The following is a 17,840-nucleotide window of genomic DNA, read 5'->3' as shown; positions in this document are numbered from 1 at the left end:
CAGTATTGCAAGGGCTTTTTCCTGGATAATATTATTCCCAAACGTATTGTTTCTTGTTCAGTAGTAGTGCTTCTCCTGCAATAGTCTTGTTTTCAGTACCGGCCTCGTAAACAGCACAATCATATAATATCCTGTTCTTCTCAGGAAATATCTCTTTAACAGTGATCACTGCTTCATAATCTGTATCCACAAACATGGGTTTCAACCATTTCATGCTCTGGCTCATATAAACATGTCCGTCTGCATACCAAAGTGCCCCAAATATTTTGGTGAAGACACTTGCGCCCAGAAATCCATGAATGATATTACGGCCGAACATACTCTCTTTTCCTGCCTGCGGATCAATATGTAGCGGGTTGGTATCTCCACTTACTCTTGCAAAAGTATCTACATCATCCTGCGTGTAGCTGTACAAATGGCGAAATTCATCTCCTACTTTTAACATAAATGCATTTTTCTTGTTGATAATATTTTTGAACCTAAGTAAGATAATAAATTGGCTTGTAAAAAATAATATCAACCAGTAAATAGGGGTGGCCGGGTGCTCATCATATCTTAATCTGCATTTGCTTTATATACAGCGTGCCATGTATTAGATTTACAGCCGGATATCACACAAGAATATAGTTTATATGAATATAAATAAAGTGCTCATTGCCAATAGGGGAGAAATTGCAATTCGTATTGCACGTGCTGCATCGGAGCTGGACATCAGAACTGTTGCTATATATACCTATGAAGACAGGTACTCACTACACAGGTATAAGGCTGATGAAGCCTACCAGGTTGGTGCTGATAATGACCCATTGAAACCCTACCTGGATATGGACGCTATCATTGCCATCGCTAAAGATTGCGGAGCTGATGCTATCCATCCGGGATATGGTTTTTTGTCAGAGAATGCAGTGTTCGCAACAAAATGTGCGGAGAATAGCATCATTTTTGTTGGTCCGCGACCAGATGTAATGTCAGCGCTAGGAGATAAGGTAACAGCCAAAGAGGTGGCTATGCGGGCAGGTGTACCCATAATTGAAAGCAATAAGTCTGACCTGAAGGATATAAATATTGCTTTGAGTGAAGCTAATCGTATTGGCTATCCACTTATGCTCAAAGCTGCCGCAGGTGGTGGTGGCCGTGGTATGCGTGTAGTAAGGACAGATGAAGATCTGAAAAAATCATTTCCCGAAGCGAGAAGTGAGGCTAAAAATGCCTTTGGCGATGATACCGTGTTTCTTGAAAAATTTGTTGAAAACCCGAAACATATTGAAGTACAGATTGCAGCGGACAACCATGGTAACATTGTTCACATGTTTGAACGTGATTGTTCGGTTCAGCGTCGTTTTCAAAAGGTGGTTGAGGTGGCTCCTGCTGTTACTTTGCAACAATCTACCAAGGATAAGCTGTATAAATATGCTACTGATATTGCCAGAGAAGTAAACTATAATAACCTGGGCACAGTAGAATTCCTGGTAGATGCATCTGAAGAAATATATTTTATCGAGGTTAATCCTCGTATACAGGTAGAACATACTGTTACTGAAATGGTAACAGGAGTCGACCTCGTCAAGACGCAGTTGTATGTAGCGGCAGGGTATAAACTTACCGACAAGGAAGTGGGTGTTGGTAAACAAAAAGATATAAGCATTGACGGAGTAGCAATACAGTGCCGTATCACAACAGAGGATCCGGCCAATGATTTTAAGCCGGACTATGGAACACTTGTTACTTATAGAAACGCCGCCGGTTTTGGTGTGCGCCTGGATGAGGGAAGTACATATCCGGGGATGAAGATCAGTCCGTTCTTTGATTCTATGCTTGTAAAAGTGAGTACCTGGGGTAATAACCTGGGAGACGCTGCCATGAAAATGCATCGTGCACTGAGGGAATTCAGGGTGCGGGGCGTAAAGAATAATATCCCGTTCCTGGAGAACCTGATAACACATGAGGGATTCAGGAATGGACAGACCACAGTCGGTTTTATACAGGAACATCCTGAGTTGTTCCGTTTTGCATTGAGACAAGACAGGGGAACAAAGACTTTGCGTTTTCTTGCAGATGTTACCGTAAATGGTAATCCGGATGTGAAGGTAAAATACGATGGCCGTGAGTTCAGAAAACCTGTTGTGCCACCCGTTGCATTGGGAACACCTTATACTGAAGGTACCAAAGACCTGTTGATAAAGCTTGGCCCTGACGGGTTTAGTGAATGGCTGAAGAAGGAAAAAAAGATACATTATACAGATACTACATTACGTGACGCTCATCAGTCGTTGCTGGCTACACGCATGCGTACGCATGATATGCTGAAAGTAGCAGGTAGCTTTGCCAAGCTGCACCCACAGACCTTTAGTATGGAGGTGTGGGGGGGCGCTACCTTTGACGTTGCCATGCGTTTCCTGAACGAAGATCCGTGGAAGAGGCTGGAGCAAATACGGGAAGCTGTGCCCAATATCTTGCTACAAATGCTGATACGCGGTGCCAACGGGGTTGGTTATACGGCTTATCCCGACAACCTGATTGAAAAATTTGTGGAACAGAGTTGGGAAAAGGGTATTGATATATTCAGGATATTTGACTCACTGAACTGGGCAGAAAATATCATCCCATGTATAGATATGGTACGCAAACGTACGCAAGGCCTTGCAGAAGCATCTGTATGCTATACCGGTGATATACTTGATCCTAAGCGTACGAAATACGACCTTGCCTACTATCAGCGGCTGGCAAAAGACCTGGAAAATGCCGGTGCCCATATACTTGCCATAAAGGATATGAGTGGGCTATTGAAACCATATGCCGCAACAGAACTGATAGTGGGTCTCAAGGATGTGGTGAACATACCGATACACCTGCATACGCATGATACATCCTCCTTGCAACCTGCTACTTACCTGAAAGCTATTGAAGCAGGAGTTGATGTAGTTGATGTTGCCATGGGGGCTGTATCAGGGCTTACATCACAGCCCAACTTCAATGCAGTTGTCGAAATGATGAGATTTCATGAACGTGAAAATACATTTGATATTGATTCATTGAATGAGTTCTCTAATTACTGGGAGGCGGTTCGTGAAATGTATTATCCTTATGAAAGTGGTTTGAAAGCAAGTGCGGCAGAAGTGTTCAGGCACGAGATACCCGGGGGGCAGTATTCAAATCTACGCCCGCAGGCCAAAGCATTAGGCCTTGAGGATAAGTTTGAAGATATTAAGAAAATGTATGCTACCGTGAATGATATGTTTGGTGATATTGTGAAGGTGACACCAAGCTCAAAAGTAGTAGGCGACATGGCACAGTTTATGGTGGCAAACGGATATAGCAGGGAAGATGTAATGATAAAAGGGGAGAGTATATCATTCCCTGAAAGTGTCCAGGAGTTTTTTATGGGTGTGTTGGGCCAACCAGAAGGAGGCATGCCCAAAGACTTGCAGAAGATAATCCTTAAAGACAAAGTGCCATTTACTGACAGGCCTAATAAGCACCTGGAACCGGTGGATTTTGAAAAGGAGCTAGCTGAGTTTAAAACTCAATTCGGGGATGACCTGGAGCTATGTGATTTTTTGTCGTATAAGTTGTATCCGAAAGTTTATGAGAATTACCTGAAATTTTACAGGGAGTATGGAGATGTATCCGTAGTACCTACGCCGTTATTCCTATACGGTATGAAAATGGGACAGGATGCTACCATAGAGATAGTAAAAGGTAAGACCTTGCTGATACGACTGTTAAGTATAGGAGATGTAAATGATGCCGGTAAGCGGACCGTTTTCTTCAAATTGAATGGCCAGACACGTAATATAGAGGTAGCAGACCGGTCAGTGAAGGTAGAACGAGTAGAGAATCGTAAAGCTGAAAAAGACAATGATAACCATATTTCAGCACCTCTCCAGGGTATGCTGTCAAAGATCCTGGTGAAAAAGGGTGATAAAGCCAAAAAGAACCAGCCATTGTTTGTAATTGAAGCAATGAAAATGGAAACTGTAATTACGGCTTCAAAAGATTGTACAATTTCAACTATTGAACTAACGGAAGGTACTTTGGTGAATACTAATGATCTTGTTGTTATGATTGATTAGTTTTATATGATCAGGCTTGTAGCTGAGTAAGGCTCGTTGGTAGCTGAAAAACATTATAATTACTTTAAGTGTAAATAATGATTGAGGCATTTCTCATCAGTCTTTTTTCTATTACCTTTGGTTACAACTTGTCAGTACCTCATATATGAAGAAAAATATAGCCTTATTAGCAGGCGGATATTCCGGTGAATACGTTATATCAATACAAACAGCAGCTACCATCAGGAAAAACCTTGATGAGAAGCGTTATAACATATACACGATAGTTGTAACAAAAGAAGATTGGTGGTATGATACTGATAGTGGTGCTAAAGTATCTGTTGATAAAAACGACTTTACCCTAAATATAGATGGACAAAAGATCGTATTTGACATGGCATTTATTGCTATGCATGGCACGCCCGGGGAAGATGGCAGGATGCAGGGGTACCTGGACATGATGAGCGTACCATATACATCATGCAATGCAATTGTTTCGGCACTTACCTTTAATAAGAGTTACTGTAACAAAGTAGTAAAAGACTTTAATGTAGTTAATATTGCTAATTCCGTACACCTTATAAAGGGAGAGCCTTATTCTGTAGGGTCAATCCTGGAACAGATACAACTTCCGATGTTCGTTAAGCCAAACGAAAGTGGTTCGAGCCTGGGTGTAACAAAGGTAAAATCTGTTGAAGAACTGTTGCCTGCTATAGAGAAAGCATTTAAGGAAGATGACCAGGTGCTGATAGAAGAATTTATTGAAGGCCGTGAGTTGACAATAGGTATTTATAAAGTAAAAGGCAAGCTACATGCATTGCCTGCCACAGAAATAGTGAGTAAGAATGAGTTTTTTGATTTTGAAGCAAAATATACACCAGGAGTAACAAATGAAATTACCCCTGCGCCAATAAGTGATAAGGTTAAAGATATGCTTGAAACCAAATCTCAGTATATTTATAGGCATCTTAATTGCAAGGGTGTTGTTAGGATGGACTACATTTTGCAAAATATTTCTGAGAAGTTATATTTTCTTGAAGTAAATACTATGCCGGGACAGAGTGAAGCAAGTATTGTGCCTCAACAGGTAGCAGCCGCAGGTATCAGCCTTAGCGAGTTTTATAACTCCCTGGTAGAAGATTGTTTGAGTACTGTTAAATAAACATCAACCATATAAATTATGGCATTGATAAACGAAAAATACAGAAAGTCTATATGGTTTCATCTGCTGCTGATGCTACTCGTTTCAGTGGTATTCTACATGGTGTTCTTTACCAGCCTTGACAGGATAACTGATCATGGACAGCAACAAAAAATGCCTGTTTTGCTTGATAAAACATTTGAAGAAGCAGCTAAGATATTAAATAAGGATGGCTTTGTAATCGATATAGATTCTGCTTTTGATATGAAGAAGGAGTACGGCGTGGTCCTGTCTCAAATGCCTGACACCGGTACATTTGTAAAAAGAGGTAGAACAGTATTCCTGGTGATCAATAAAGGACAGGCACCAATGATACCCATGCCTGACCTTACAGGTGTTTCTTACCAAAGTGCTGAGTTAGTGCTGAAAAGCAATAAATTACGTTTAGGTGACACCGTGCACCGCCCTGATATTGCAGATGGTGCTATATTAGAGCAATTGTATAAAGGTAAAGCTATCATGGCAGGAGATATGATACCCCAGGGCAGCAGTATTACCCTTGTCATAGGTGATGGTTTGGGTAATGTTTCGTTTGACGTACCTGACGTAATGGGCATGAGCTATCCGGAGGCAATTGCTGTACTGAATGCTTCAGGCCTGCAATTTATAGATCTGTGGGATGGTGGAATTACAGACTCGCAGAGTGCTGTGGTATATTACCAGTCTCCAACCGCTAAGAACAGCATGGGGGGAAGCAACCAGGTGAAAGAGGGGGATCTTGTTGATATAAGGGTGAAGCAAGGAGGGAAAACCGGAGTGCTGCAACAAGGCAATAAAAAGCCCGGCAAAAAGGTTAATAGTGGAGGTGACGACAACAACGGTGACTGGGACTAAGTGAGCCTGTAAACTAATGTAAGCAATGCGAACTGCGATTATTGTTATATGTATATTGTTAATGCATACTTTGTCATTCGCTCAGGAAGCGGTGGCACCATTGTACTATCACCCTCCGCAGAAGTCAGAGATACATTATAACTCAAGTTCAAGAGCCGCTAACAAAACAACAGCGATCACATTACCATTTTTTGAAGACTTCACTAGTGGTGGGTATTACCCTGATACGAATATCTGGGTAGACAGGAAGGTATATATAAATAATACGATGTGTGTAGGTGCGATAAGCAGAGGTGTAGCGACATTTGATGCTATTGACGAAACTGGTTTGCCTTACGAAACTACAAACAAAAATATCCTTAGGTATGCAGATAGTTTAACATCCCGGCCGATAGACCTGAGTATCTATAGCCCCGATGATAGCCTTTATTTCAGCTTTTTTTACCAACCGCAGGGTAATGGTTTTGATCCCCAACCACAAGACTCGCTTATGCTCTATTTTCGTCGTGCCAGCACTACGAGTCCGTGGACAAGAGTATGGCGAGTAGCAGGATCTACTTTACAGCCATTTCAACAAGTGATGATACCCGTAACTGATGCAAACTTGTTTCACGAAGGTTTTCAGTTCAGGTTTGTCAATAAAGCTTCTATCAATAATACCGACGATAACTGGAATGTTGATTATATCAGGTTTGGTCCAAACAGGAATATTAATGATACCCTTGTAAATGATGTTGCATTTGTAGAAGAGCCCTCATTCTTACTTTCTGACTATACATCAATGCCTTACCACCAATTTATGGCTAATGCAAATGCAGAGCGCGGGAGCCAGCACTCTACCACAATTAAGAATAACACAAAAGGTAATGTGAACATTAATTTTGGCTATTCTGCTAAAGAGTTCTACACCAATACACCACTTGCCAACGGCAGTAACGGCACTGGTATCCAGGCGGATAAAGAAGGTATTGCTACATTTCCTGTATATACCAATACAATAACTGCACCTTTGCAAAACTCAGCTGTTTTGTTTCAGCAGAAATATTATATTGAATCTACTTCTGAAACAGGTCCTGTTGTAAACGATACTATAATAAAGAACCAACTGTTTCATAATTTTCTGGCTTATGATGACGGAAGTCCTGAAAAAAGCTACTACCTGAAACTATTTACAACCCTGCCGGGTAAGTTAGCCATTGAACATCATCTGAATGTTTCAGATACTTTGAAGGGAGTCGCGATATATTTTGGCAGGCAGGTGCCATTGCCATATCAAAAATATTTTTCTGTAGTAGTGTATAAAGACATAGCCTATGGTGGTGGGGCAGACCAGGTGCTTTACCAGGAGGATTTCTTTATACCTGCATATTCACAGCAAAATAGTTTCTGGCTGTATAAGTTCGAAAAACCGTTGGTGCTTCCTGCAGGTAAGTTCTATATAGGAACTATTCAGCCCGCATTGGGCACCAGTGACAGTCTTTATTTTGGACTCGACCTCCAACGTATAACAAATAATCACGTATACTACAATGTATTGAACCAATGGAAATCATCAGACATCCAGGGCGCAGTAATGATACGTCCAATGTTTGGTGAATTTTTCCCTTCTATCATTTCCGGTCCTGTTAACAAGGAGACACATGAATGGGATATAATCCCTAATCCGGTCACGGACAAAATAAGGTTCAATTATAACAAGTATTATGGACAAGCCAGATATAGGATAACTGATTTAAGAGGCCGGACTGTAAAAGAAGGAATTGTACCTTCGTCAGAATGGGTGAATACATCTGACTTATACCCCGGAATATATATTGTACACTTCAGGGCAGATGGATATGAAAGTACGCCCAGAAAGATCATAAAACTATAATTTAGAATTACATGAAGGAGATCACAGTTGAAGAACTGAAGCAGAGACTGGACAACGGTGAAGAACTTAATATAATCGATGTACGTGAACCAGCTGAATACCAGGAATATAATATTGGCGCCAAACTGATTCCGCTGGGGTTGATAATGGGCATGCAGCTTGATGATATAGAGGACCTGAAGGGTGAAGAATTGATCATACATTGCCGTTCCGGTGCACGTAGCAGGCAAGCATGCCTTGTACTTGAACAGGCAGGGTTTCACAATACTGTTAATGTGATTGGTGGAGCATTAGCATGGCAGGATAAATACGGAGATCAGAAAATAAAATGAAAATATCAAAGTGAGCAAGAGACGAAGGGATGCATGATATAGAACCATATTATAACTGGAGGCATTTATATACTGCTGAAGAAGATGAGCTGTCGCCATTTTACGGAAAAGAGTATAGCGAGTTTGAGTTCAGCAATACAGTTTACAATTATTACATACACCCACAATGGGATGAATTCGGATCAAGGACTTTGTATATAAAAGTTTTATATGCAGACTATGACCTTAATTTCGTAATAATAGAATTGATAGGAGAATGGAATGATGCTGTTGAGAACGATATTATGCAGTTGAAAAGGAGCATAATTGACGAAATGACAGCTAAAGGCCTGTATAAATTCATACTCATCACCGAGAATGTCCTTAACTTTCACAGTAGTGACAGGGAATATTATGAGGAATGGTATGATGACATTAAAGATGAAGGGGGGTGGATCGTATCTATCAACATGCCTGAGTCAACCTGCTATGAATTCCAGTCATCAAAAATTGACAGATATATAAGGCTTTTACAAAGTGATAGATGGAGGACATTTCAACCGGAGCATTTCTTCCAGGTGGTAGACAACCAGATGCTGAGACTAGAACAGTAGATGTAAACAACTTTTTGTGCTGATAGTTGTTTAGTTGTCTGCAACTATGATAATTCAGTAGTGGTATATATATTAAATAATACAATTGTAAAATAGCCTGAGGGATTATTATCTTTGCAGTATTCTATTAATAATATACAGTCAAATCTTTTAAGATTTTATGTCCTGGAAAAACTATTTCAGTACCTCGGTTGGTAAAAAGTTGCAAATGAGCCTTACCGGCCTTTTTCTCATTGTGTTTCTAGTAGTTCACTGTTATATCAATGCACAGATATTCTGGAATGATGGCGGTGAGAAGTTTTCGGAAGCGGCCCACTTTATGGGAACCAATTTTGTGATACGCACTGTTGAGATCGGTCTTTTCGCATTCCTGATTTTGCACATTGTTCAGGGATTGATGCTATGGTCTAAAAACAGGGCGAAGAGAACAACAAGGTATGAAGTGAGTGCTGGTAATGCCACCAGCAAGTGGTATAGCCGCTCAATGGGCTTGTTAGGAACGCTCATCCTTATATTCCTGATCATACATATCAGCATGTTCTGGGCTCCCAATCGTGGTGCGCAGACTTTTGGCGAAGGCGAACTGGATCTGTATGCAATGATGCGTGATTCTTTTCAGAATATTGGTATAGTAGTGGTGTATATCCTGGGTTGTTTTTCCCTGGCATGGCACTTAGTACACGGTTTTTATAGTGCATTCCAGACACTAGGCCTGACAACAAACAAGTATAAAGGCATTATCAAATCGGTAGGTGTTGGTTTCGCCATCATAGTTCCGATAATATTTGCCCTGATGCCCATCGTGTTTTACATGGGTTGGATATCATAATAACGATCAACAGTATTTAATTTAAATAATTTCTTTTCTCCTGATATGACACTTAATTCTAAAATACCTTCTGGTCCGTTAGAGTCTAAATGGGAAACATATAAGTCCAAATGTAAGTTGGTAAACCCTGCCAATAAACGCCATTTGGATGTGATAGTAATTGGTACAGGCCTGGCGGGTGCATCTGCAGCTGCTTCCCTGGGTGAGATGGGGTATAAAGTGAAAACTTTCTGCTTCCAGGACAGTCCCCGTCGTGCGCACTCTATTGCTGCACAGGGAGGTATCAACGCCGCTAAGAACTACCAAAACGATGGTGACAGTACATACCGTTTGTTTTACGATACCGTGAAAGGCGGTGACTACCGCGCAAGGGAGGGTAATGTATACCGTCTTGCAGAGGTAAGTGCTAATATCATCGACCAGTGTGTGGCACAGGGTGTACCTTTTGCCCGCGAGTATGGCGGGCTGCTCAGCAACCGTTCATTTGGTGGTGTGCAGGTACAAAGGACTTTCTACGCTGCCGGCCAGACAGGTCAGCAGTTATTGATAGGTGCTTATCAGGCATTGGAACGCCAGGTGGCTTTAGGTAATGTTGTCCAGTATAGTCGTCATGAAATGCTGGAGATAGTGAAGATAGATGGTAAGGCAAGGGGCGTTATCGTTCGTAATCTGGTGACAGGTGAACTGGAGCGTCATTTCGGTCATGCGGTATTGCTGTGTTCCGGTGGGTACGGTAACGTGTTTTACCTGTCTACCAACGCAATGGGTAGTAACGTAACTGCAGCTTGGAAGGCACATAAACAAGGCGCATTCTTTGGTAATCCATGTTTCACACAGATTCACCCTACATGCATCCCTGTAAGTGGTGACCACCAGTCGAAACTGACGCTGATGTCTGAGTCGCTGCGTAATGATGGCCGTATATGGGTGCCTAAAAAACAAGGAGATAGCCGCAAAGCAAATGATATACCGGAAGAAGAGAGGGATTATTACCTGGAAAGAAGGTATCCTGCATTCGGCAACCTTGTTCCCCGCGATGTAGCGAGCCGTGCTGCAAAAGAGCGTTGTGATGCTGGGTATGGTGTAGGTGCTTCGAAACAAGCTGTATACCTGGATTACTCTTCGGCTATACAACGTTATGGCAAAATGGAGGTCAACAAGCAAGGTATTAATGACGCTGATGCAGATACAATAACTACTCTGGGTAAAGAAGTAGTAAAAGCCAAGTACGGTAACCTGTTCGAGATGTATGAAAAGATAACAGGTGAGAATCCATACGAGGTGCCTATGCGCATCTATCCGGCAGTACACTATACAATGGGCGGCCTTTGGGTAGACTATGAATTACAAACAACTGTTCCGGGCTTGTATGCATTAGGCGAAGCAAACTTCAGCGACCATGGTGCTAACCGCCTGGGAGCGTCTGCGCTGATGCAGGGGTTGGCAGACGGTTATTTTGTGATACCTTATACATTAGGTAACAACCTGGCGGATGATATCCGTACCAAGGCTATTCCAACTGATCATCCGGCTTTTGTTGAGGCCGAGAAGTCGGTAAGCGACCGTATCAATAAGTTGATGAGCATTAAGGGAACTGAGAGTGTTGAAAGTTTCCATAAACGCCTGGGTAAGATCATGTGGGATAAATGTGGTATGGCCCGTAACGAACAAGGACTGAAAGAAGCGATAGAAGAAATAAAAGCGCTGCGTAAAGAATTCTGGAGTAATGTACGCATACCTGGAGGCATCAATGAGTTCAACCCTGAACTGGATAAAGCTAACAGGGTTGCCGACTTCCTGGAGCTGGGAGAGTTGATGTGTATAGATGCGCTGAACCGAAATGAAAGTTGTGGTGGCCATTTCCGCGAGGAGTACCAGACTGAAGATGGAGAAGCAATGCGCCAGGATGATAAATATATGTACGTTGCTGCATGGGAATATAAAGGTGAAAGTAATTTTGAGTTGAATAAGGAAGACCTTGTTTACGATGTTGTTCACCCGACTCAACGTAGTTATAAATAATTTGACAATATTTTTAGCAATTAGCTGCTATGGAACATTACAATATGAATTTGACGTTGAAAGTATGGCGTCAGAAAAACAATAAAGAAAAAGGCCACTTCGAAACCTTCCAGGTTAAGGATATCTCTTCTGAAATGTCTTTCCTAGAAATGTTCGATGTGCTGAACGAGCAACTGGTTTCGGAGGGTAAAGAGCCAATCGCTTTCGACCATGACTGTCGTGAAGGTATATGTGGTATGTGTAGTATGCACATCAATGGCCGTGCACACGGTCCGTGGCATCATACTACAACCTGCCAGTTGCATATGCGAGAGTATAAAAATGGCGATACAATTGTGGTAGAACCGTTCAGGGCGAATGCATTCCCGGTTATTAAAGACCTGGTTGTAGACCGTACTTCGCTTGATCGCATTATACAGGCCGGTGGTTATGTATCTGTAAATACAGGTAATGCTGTTGACGCTAACTCTCTGCCAATAGAAAAACACCGTGCTGATGAAGCTTTTGCTGCGGCAGCATGTATAGGCTGTGGCGCTTGTGTCGCTGCATGTCCAAACGCATCTGCTATGCTATTTACATCTGCTAAGGTATCACACCTTGCTATGTTGCCCCAGGGCTCGCCTGAGCGTAAAGACAGGGTTTTGAACATGGTCAGCCAGCTGGATAAGGAAGGTTTTGGAGGATGTACTAACATAGGAGCCTGCGAGGCAGAATGCCCGAAAGGTATTTCGCTGGAAAACATAGCTCGCCTGAACAGGGAGTATATGAATGCCGTATTGGATGGAGGTTCTAATAATTCTATATAACAATAATTATAAAATAATGTGTAAAAAGGCTGCCCGATAAGGCAGCCTTTTGTTATTTTGCTGTATGGTCAGAAAGCTCATTCTTCTTATTACTGTGCTGTTGTGCACAACTGTATCTTTTGCACAGGTAGATAGTAATGCCAGTCATTTGCGTATCAGTTTCCTAACCTGTGGCCCCGGTGATGAGATATGGGCACAATTCGGACACAATGCAATAAGGGTGACAGATAGTGTGGCAGGTAGTGACCTGGTATATAACTATGGCACTTTTGCCTTTGGCGAAGGGTTTGAGATACAATTTATGAGAGGGAAGTTGCTGTATTATGTCTCAGCATATCCATATAGGTACTTTTTAGCAGAGTATTCACAGCCTGAGAGGAGGGTAGAAGAACAGGTGCTGCTGATAGGTGATAATGAAAAACGACAGATACAAGCCTTCCTGGTGAATAATGCCAAAGAGGAGAATCGCTATTATAAATATGATTTCTTTTTCGACAATTGTGCCACAAGGCTCAGGGATATTTTGCCTGACGTGTTGGGACCTGATTTTCATTACAGCAAAGTATTGCCCAAAGACTCAAAATTGACTTTCCGGAATATCATGGATGAGTACTTCTACCGTGTTCATTTTGAGCGTGTTGGTTGCAATTTGTTGTTAGGTAGCAGGATAGATAAAGTGATGACCGATAAGGATATTATGTTCCTGCCCGACTATGTACGTAATGGATTGCGTGGTGCAACTATAAACGGAAAGCTTGTAGCTGCAGAACCTGAAGTGATATTCGAAGGGCCTGGTCGTGTACCTGCAGGGCCTAACTGGCCGTTTATTATTATTACTATCTTGTCGTTATTAGCTATAACGGGACTTATTGTGCCGAACCTTAAGTTGCTTGGCAATATAATGAGCTTCATTTTCCTGTTTGTTACAGGGCTATTGGGCGTACTAATGCTGGTAATGTGGTTAGGCACTGACCACCAGGGTTGCCAGGATAACTTTAATGTTTTGTGGGCTTTGCCTACCAACCTTATACTTGCATTCTTGCCCAAACGTAATAAAAGCAGGTATGCTATTGTAGCTATAGCATTAATATTCGTGTCGTTGTTGCTGCATATCTTCCGCATACAGCAAATGCCGTTGATTGAACTATCGCCATTATTATTGGCCCTGTTATTCATATTCGGGTCTATTGTAAAAAGGAGTAAGTGATGGAAAGAAAGGTTATCAGTACTGAAAGGTTCCCGAAATTGTCTTATACCGTATCGGGTAAGGGTTATCCTGTTATCTTGTTACATGGTTTTCCGCTTGATGGTAAGATATGGGATAATGTTGTTACCCGGATATCAAAAGAGTACTGTGTCATTGTGCCTGACATACCGGGATGCGGCAGCAGTCATTTTGCAGGAGAAGTTCTCAGCATAGAAGACATGGCAAAAAGTATCAAACTGATAGCAGATCATGAGAAGCTTGATAAGATCATTTTAGCCGGTCATTCTATGGGCGGTTATGCTGCACTCGCTTTTGCAGCGCTTTTTCCCGGAAAACTTTTGGGGATTGGCCTGGTACATTCATTTGCTACGGCTGATAGTGAAGAAAAGAAGGATCAGCGCCTTAAGTCGATCGAACTCTTCAAAAAAGGAGGCAGAGAGCCTTTTATCAGGCAGATGATCCCGACGCTATTCTCCGCGGCGTCTAGGACAGAGCTTACTGAGGCTATAAGAAGCATTACTGAGCGGGCGTTATTAACTGAAAATAAAAGTTTAATTGCTTTTTACAATGCTATGATAAACAGGCCGGACAGAACAAGTAACTTGAAAGATAGTACTGTGCCGGTATTATGGATAATAGGAGAGGATGATAATATCGCAATAAACAAAAACTTAATGCAACAAACTTCACTGGCAAACGTTAACTTTGTATATGTCTACAGCCATTGCGGGCATATGGGTATGATTGAGGCTGATGAAGCATTGAGCAATGATCTTATGTCATTTGCTGAATATTGTTGCTGGCGGGACAGGACCAATTATGTTGAAAAGGGCTAAAATATTTCTTTACTTTTTACTGGTTGCACTTTGCTGCCAAAATCAGGCATTTGCTACGCATATTGTAGGTGGAGAGATAACATATAAATGCCTTGGCCCGGCTCCGGGTGGAAATATTAAATACGAAATAAAGATTGAAATTTACCAGGATTGCCTGAATGGTATTCCTGAGGCAAGGGCTGAAGACATACCCGCTTATGTAGGCATATTTGCCAATGATGGCTCACCTACGATTCCTCTTGACTCAATAGGCAACTTTACAAATGTTTATGGCACAGGACATTTTGATAGTTTCCTGGTTCCGAGGAACTTTAAGAATGAGTGTGTAAATAACCCTCCTGCTGTTTGCCTGAAGAGGCTTACTTTTACCAAGACATATTCTCTGCCTGTAAACAGTTCAGGTTATAGGGTGGTATATGTGCGTTGCTGTCGCAACGAAGCGATCCTGAATATTAAGAATCCGGGACAGGTTGGAGCTACCTATTTTTGTAACATCCCACCTGTGGCAGAAACAAGTTGTAATAACAGTGCTTATTTCAAAAACTACCCCCCGCAGATCATATGTGTGAACAATCCGCTTGTCTATGACCATTCAGCATTTGATATAGACGGAGATTCACTTAGTTACGAATTTTGTGATGCATATCCCGGAGGAACTACCACAAATCCCAAACCCAAGCAGTTGAGTGTGGTGCCAACACCAATTACACAGATCAGCAGTAACCCTCCGAGCTTTGGATATACACCTGGTTTTTCTCCTCAAAAACCTATGTTGGGAAACCCTTTGGTACAAATAAACCCTGTGACCGGAGTGATAACCGGTACGCCAACACTCCTTGGGCGATTTGTAGTAGCCGTTTGTGCTCATGAGTGGAGGAATGGTGTTATTATCAATACAGTTACCAGGGAGTTTCAGTTTGTGGTAACCAATTGCTCTAAAGCTGTAATTGCTGATATTCCTCAATTTTCAGATGAGTACAATACCTATCTGGTTTCCTGCAAGTCTAAAACAGTAAACTTTATTAATCGTAGTTCAGGCGGATTTAATTATGAGTGGTCTTTTGGTACAGGTGCTATATCAAACGATTTTGAGCCAACATATACTTACCCGGATACAGGAACTTATACAGTTCAGTTGATAGTAAATAAAGGCTCAACCTGTCCGGATAGCATTTCCCGGTTTGTAAAGGTGTATCCTGATTACAGTACAAACTATGAATATGATGGTTTGCGTTGTCCTAATTCACCTATGCAGTTCACAGATCTTTCTGAAGCGACATATAAACCTGTTGTACGTTGGGAATGGGACTTTGGAGACGGAGTGACATCAGACATGCAGAACCCTGAGCATACTTATGGGAAAGGAGGTGTTTATAAAGTTCAATTGATATCTACCAGCATAAAAGGTTGCAAAGATACCTCTGTAAAACAGGTAGATATTGAGGACTTCAGACCATTCGCAGGCAACGATACAATCATTGTAAAAGGAGAATATATTGACTTCAATGCAACAGGTGGATCAATATTTGAATGGTCACCGCCTGATTTCCTTAATTCGACTACAGTGCCAAACCCTAGAGGTTATTACACTGATACTGGAACTACATGGTATAATGTGTACATACGAAGCCCAAGGGGGTGTGAGGGTAATGATAGTATTAAGGTATGGGTAGTAGGACAGGGTTCTCTGTTTATACCCTCAGCGTTCACTCCTAATGGTGATGGAAAGAACGATCTTCTGCGTCCTATGAGCGTAGGCTACAGAGCCTATAAATATTTCAGAGTATTCAATCGTTGGGGAGAGATGGTCTATACTACCGATAGGATAGGAGATGGTTGGGATGGCTATTATAAAGGTAAAAAAGCTGATGTGGGTACCTATTTCTGGTTGCTGGATGCGGAAGATAAGGATGGGATAAAGGTGCAGCGCAAAGGTGATGCTACATTGATACGATAGTGAAGATATTTATCAAAAAGTTATAATGCAAGAGTGATGCTACGCATCACTCTTGTTGTTTATGGTTTCTACGGAAAGCGAAGTATCTTTACCATAAATAGAATTAAGTATGCCCGATACTATATTGATCACCGGAGCTACCTCTGGTTTCGGACGCGCGATAGCTGAAAAATTTGCAGAGAATGGCTATACGATTTGTGCGACAGGAAGAAGAGAAGACAGGCTGGAAGAATTAAAATCTGAGCTGGAAGATAAATACGGTGTTAAGGTAATAGCTATGCCTTTTGACGTTCGCAATCGTAATGAAGTAACTGAGGCGGTCAATGAGCTCAGGAGTAAAATAGATAAGATAGATATCCTGGTCAATAATGCCGGGTTGGCTTCAGGATTAAGCACAATAGATGAAGGAGATATTGACGATTGGGATGTCATGATAGATACCAATATTAAAGGACTGTTGTATGTTACCAGGATGGTGATGCCTCTACTGAAAAGCAGTAGAAAAGCCCACATCATTAATATTGGTTCCACAGCAGCGAAGACAGTCTATAAGAATGGCAACGTGTATTGTGCTACAAAATTTGCTGTTGATGCCTTAAGCCAGGCGATGCGCATAGACTTGTTGCCTTATGGTATAAAGGTTACGGCTATACACCCGGGTATGGCAGAAACGGAATTCTCACTTGTAAGATTCAAAGGGGATGCAGACAGGGCGAAAAATGTATATAATGACCTGAAGCCACTCATGGCTGAAGACATTGCGAACACCGCATTTTATTGTGCTACATTGCCTGCACATGTTTGTATTAACGATCTGACCATAACATGTACTAACCAGGCAAATAGCTTTTATACACTAAGAAATTCAGAGCTGGCAAAATAATATGTATACAGCAGAAACGAAGATCAGGGTGAGATATGGTGAGACCGACCAGATGGGCTACCTGTATTACGGAAATTATGCATTGTATTACGAAGTAGGTAGAGCAGAGGCCATAAGAGCACTGGGGTTTACATACCGTGAAATGGAAGAGTTGGGTATCATGATGCCGGTAGCGGAATTGAATAGCAAGTACCTGAGGCCTGCATTATATGACGACCTTGTAACGGTAAAGACGATGTTGAAGGAGCTTCCCCATGATGCAAAGATCCGGTTTCATTCAGAATTGTATAACGAAAAGAACGAATTGCTTAATGTCGGGCTGACCACACTGGTATTCTATGATCCTGTGAATCGTGTCAAGACAAATATGCCGGAACAACTATTAGAAAAATTAGCACCTTATTTCAGGTAAATT

15 protein-coding genes are annotated in these 17,840 nt (G+C 41.8%); 14 read left to right on the top strand and 1 reads right to left on the bottom strand.

The window, feature by feature from the left end; all coding sequences use genetic code 11:
• Positions 1-31 precede the first annotated feature (31 nt).
• Positions 32-445: a MaoC family dehydratase gene (locus H6550_10180; protein MCB9046492.1), complete on the bottom strand. Its 414-nt coding sequence runs from the start codon at positions 443-445 to the stop codon at positions 32-34.
• Positions 446-632: 187 nt separating this feature from the next.
• Here H6550_10180 and H6550_10175 point away from each other — a divergent pair, with 187 nt between their 5' ends.
• From H6550_10175 to H6550_10110, 14 genes are all read left to right on the top strand, one after another.
• A complete protein-coding gene (locus H6550_10175) occupies positions 633-4,073 on the top strand; it encodes a pyruvate carboxylase (protein MCB9046491.1) in 3,441 nt (1,146 codons plus the stop codon).
• Between the two features lie 145 nt (positions 4,074-4,218).
• Complete coding sequence (locus tag H6550_10170) at positions 4,219-5,214, top strand: D-alanine--D-alanine ligase (protein MCB9046490.1); 996 nt, start codon at positions 4,219-4,221, stop codon at positions 5,212-5,214.
• An 18-nt stretch (positions 5,215-5,232) separates the two neighbouring features.
• Entirely contained in the window at positions 5,233-6,087 is an 855-nt protein-coding gene (locus H6550_10165) for a PASTA domain-containing protein (protein ID MCB9046489.1), read from the top strand.
• Between the two features lie 61 nt (positions 6,088-6,148).
• On the top strand, positions 6,149-7,960 hold the full coding sequence (locus tag H6550_10160; GenBank protein ID MCB9046488.1) for a T9SS type A sorting domain-containing protein: 1,812 nt from the start codon (positions 6,149-6,151) through the stop codon (positions 7,958-7,960).
• 11 nt (positions 7,961-7,971) lie between these two features.
• Positions 7,972-8,292, top strand: a complete 321-nt coding sequence (locus tag H6550_10155) for a rhodanese-like domain-containing protein (GenBank protein MCB9046487.1) — start codon at positions 7,972-7,974, stop codon at positions 8,290-8,292.
• A gap of 29 nt (positions 8,293-8,321) precedes the next feature.
• A complete protein-coding gene (locus tag H6550_10150; protein MCB9046486.1) occupies positions 8,322-8,885 on the top strand; it encodes a hypothetical protein in 564 nt (187 codons plus the stop codon).
• Positions 8,886-9,045: 160 nt separating this feature from the next.
• The gene (locus H6550_10145; protein ID MCB9046485.1) at positions 9,046-9,714 is read left to right on the top strand and encodes a succinate dehydrogenase cytochrome b subunit; all 669 of its coding nucleotides are present in this window, start codon (positions 9,046-9,048) and stop codon (positions 9,712-9,714) included.
• Between the two features lie 45 nt (positions 9,715-9,759).
• A complete protein-coding gene (locus H6550_10140; protein MCB9046484.1) occupies positions 9,760-11,736 on the top strand; it encodes a fumarate reductase/succinate dehydrogenase flavoprotein subunit in 1,977 nt (658 codons plus the stop codon).
• 29 nt (positions 11,737-11,765) lie between these two features.
• Complete coding sequence (locus H6550_10135) at positions 11,766-12,542, top strand: succinate dehydrogenase/fumarate reductase iron-sulfur subunit (GenBank protein ID MCB9046483.1); 777 nt, start codon at positions 11,766-11,768, stop codon at positions 12,540-12,542.
• A 64-nt stretch (positions 12,543-12,606) separates the two neighbouring features.
• Positions 12,607-13,749, top strand: coding sequence for a DUF4105 domain-containing protein (locus H6550_10130; GenBank protein MCB9046482.1), 1,143 nt, complete (start codon positions 12,607-12,609; stop codon positions 13,747-13,749).
• Complete coding sequence (locus tag H6550_10125; protein MCB9046481.1) at positions 13,749-14,585, top strand: alpha/beta hydrolase; 837 nt, start codon at positions 13,749-13,751, stop codon at positions 14,583-14,585. The genes H6550_10130 and H6550_10125 overlap by 1 nt, the downstream gene beginning before the upstream one ends.
• Positions 14,518-16,542, top strand: a complete 2,025-nt coding sequence (locus tag H6550_10120; GenBank protein MCB9046480.1) for a gliding motility-associated C-terminal domain-containing protein — start codon at positions 14,518-14,520, stop codon at positions 16,540-16,542. Before H6550_10125 ends, H6550_10120 begins: the two co-directional genes overlap by 68 nt.
• Before the next feature lie 109 nt (positions 16,543-16,651).
• A complete protein-coding gene (locus H6550_10115) occupies positions 16,652-17,425 on the top strand; it encodes an SDR family NAD(P)-dependent oxidoreductase (GenBank protein MCB9046479.1) in 774 nt (257 codons plus the stop codon).
• 1 nt (position 17,426) lies between these two features.
• Positions 17,427-17,837, top strand: coding sequence for an acyl-CoA thioesterase (locus tag H6550_10110; protein ID MCB9046478.1), 411 nt, complete (start codon positions 17,427-17,429; stop codon positions 17,835-17,837).
• Positions 17,838-17,840 lie beyond the last annotated feature (3 nt).

The organism is Chitinophagales bacterium (assembly GCA_020636495.1).
Taxonomy (GTDB): domain Bacteria; phylum Bacteroidota; class Bacteroidia; order Chitinophagales; family Chitinophagaceae; genus UBA5543.
Note: the sequence above shows the minus strand (reverse complement) of the source record. Positions and strands in the feature narration are given on the sequence as shown.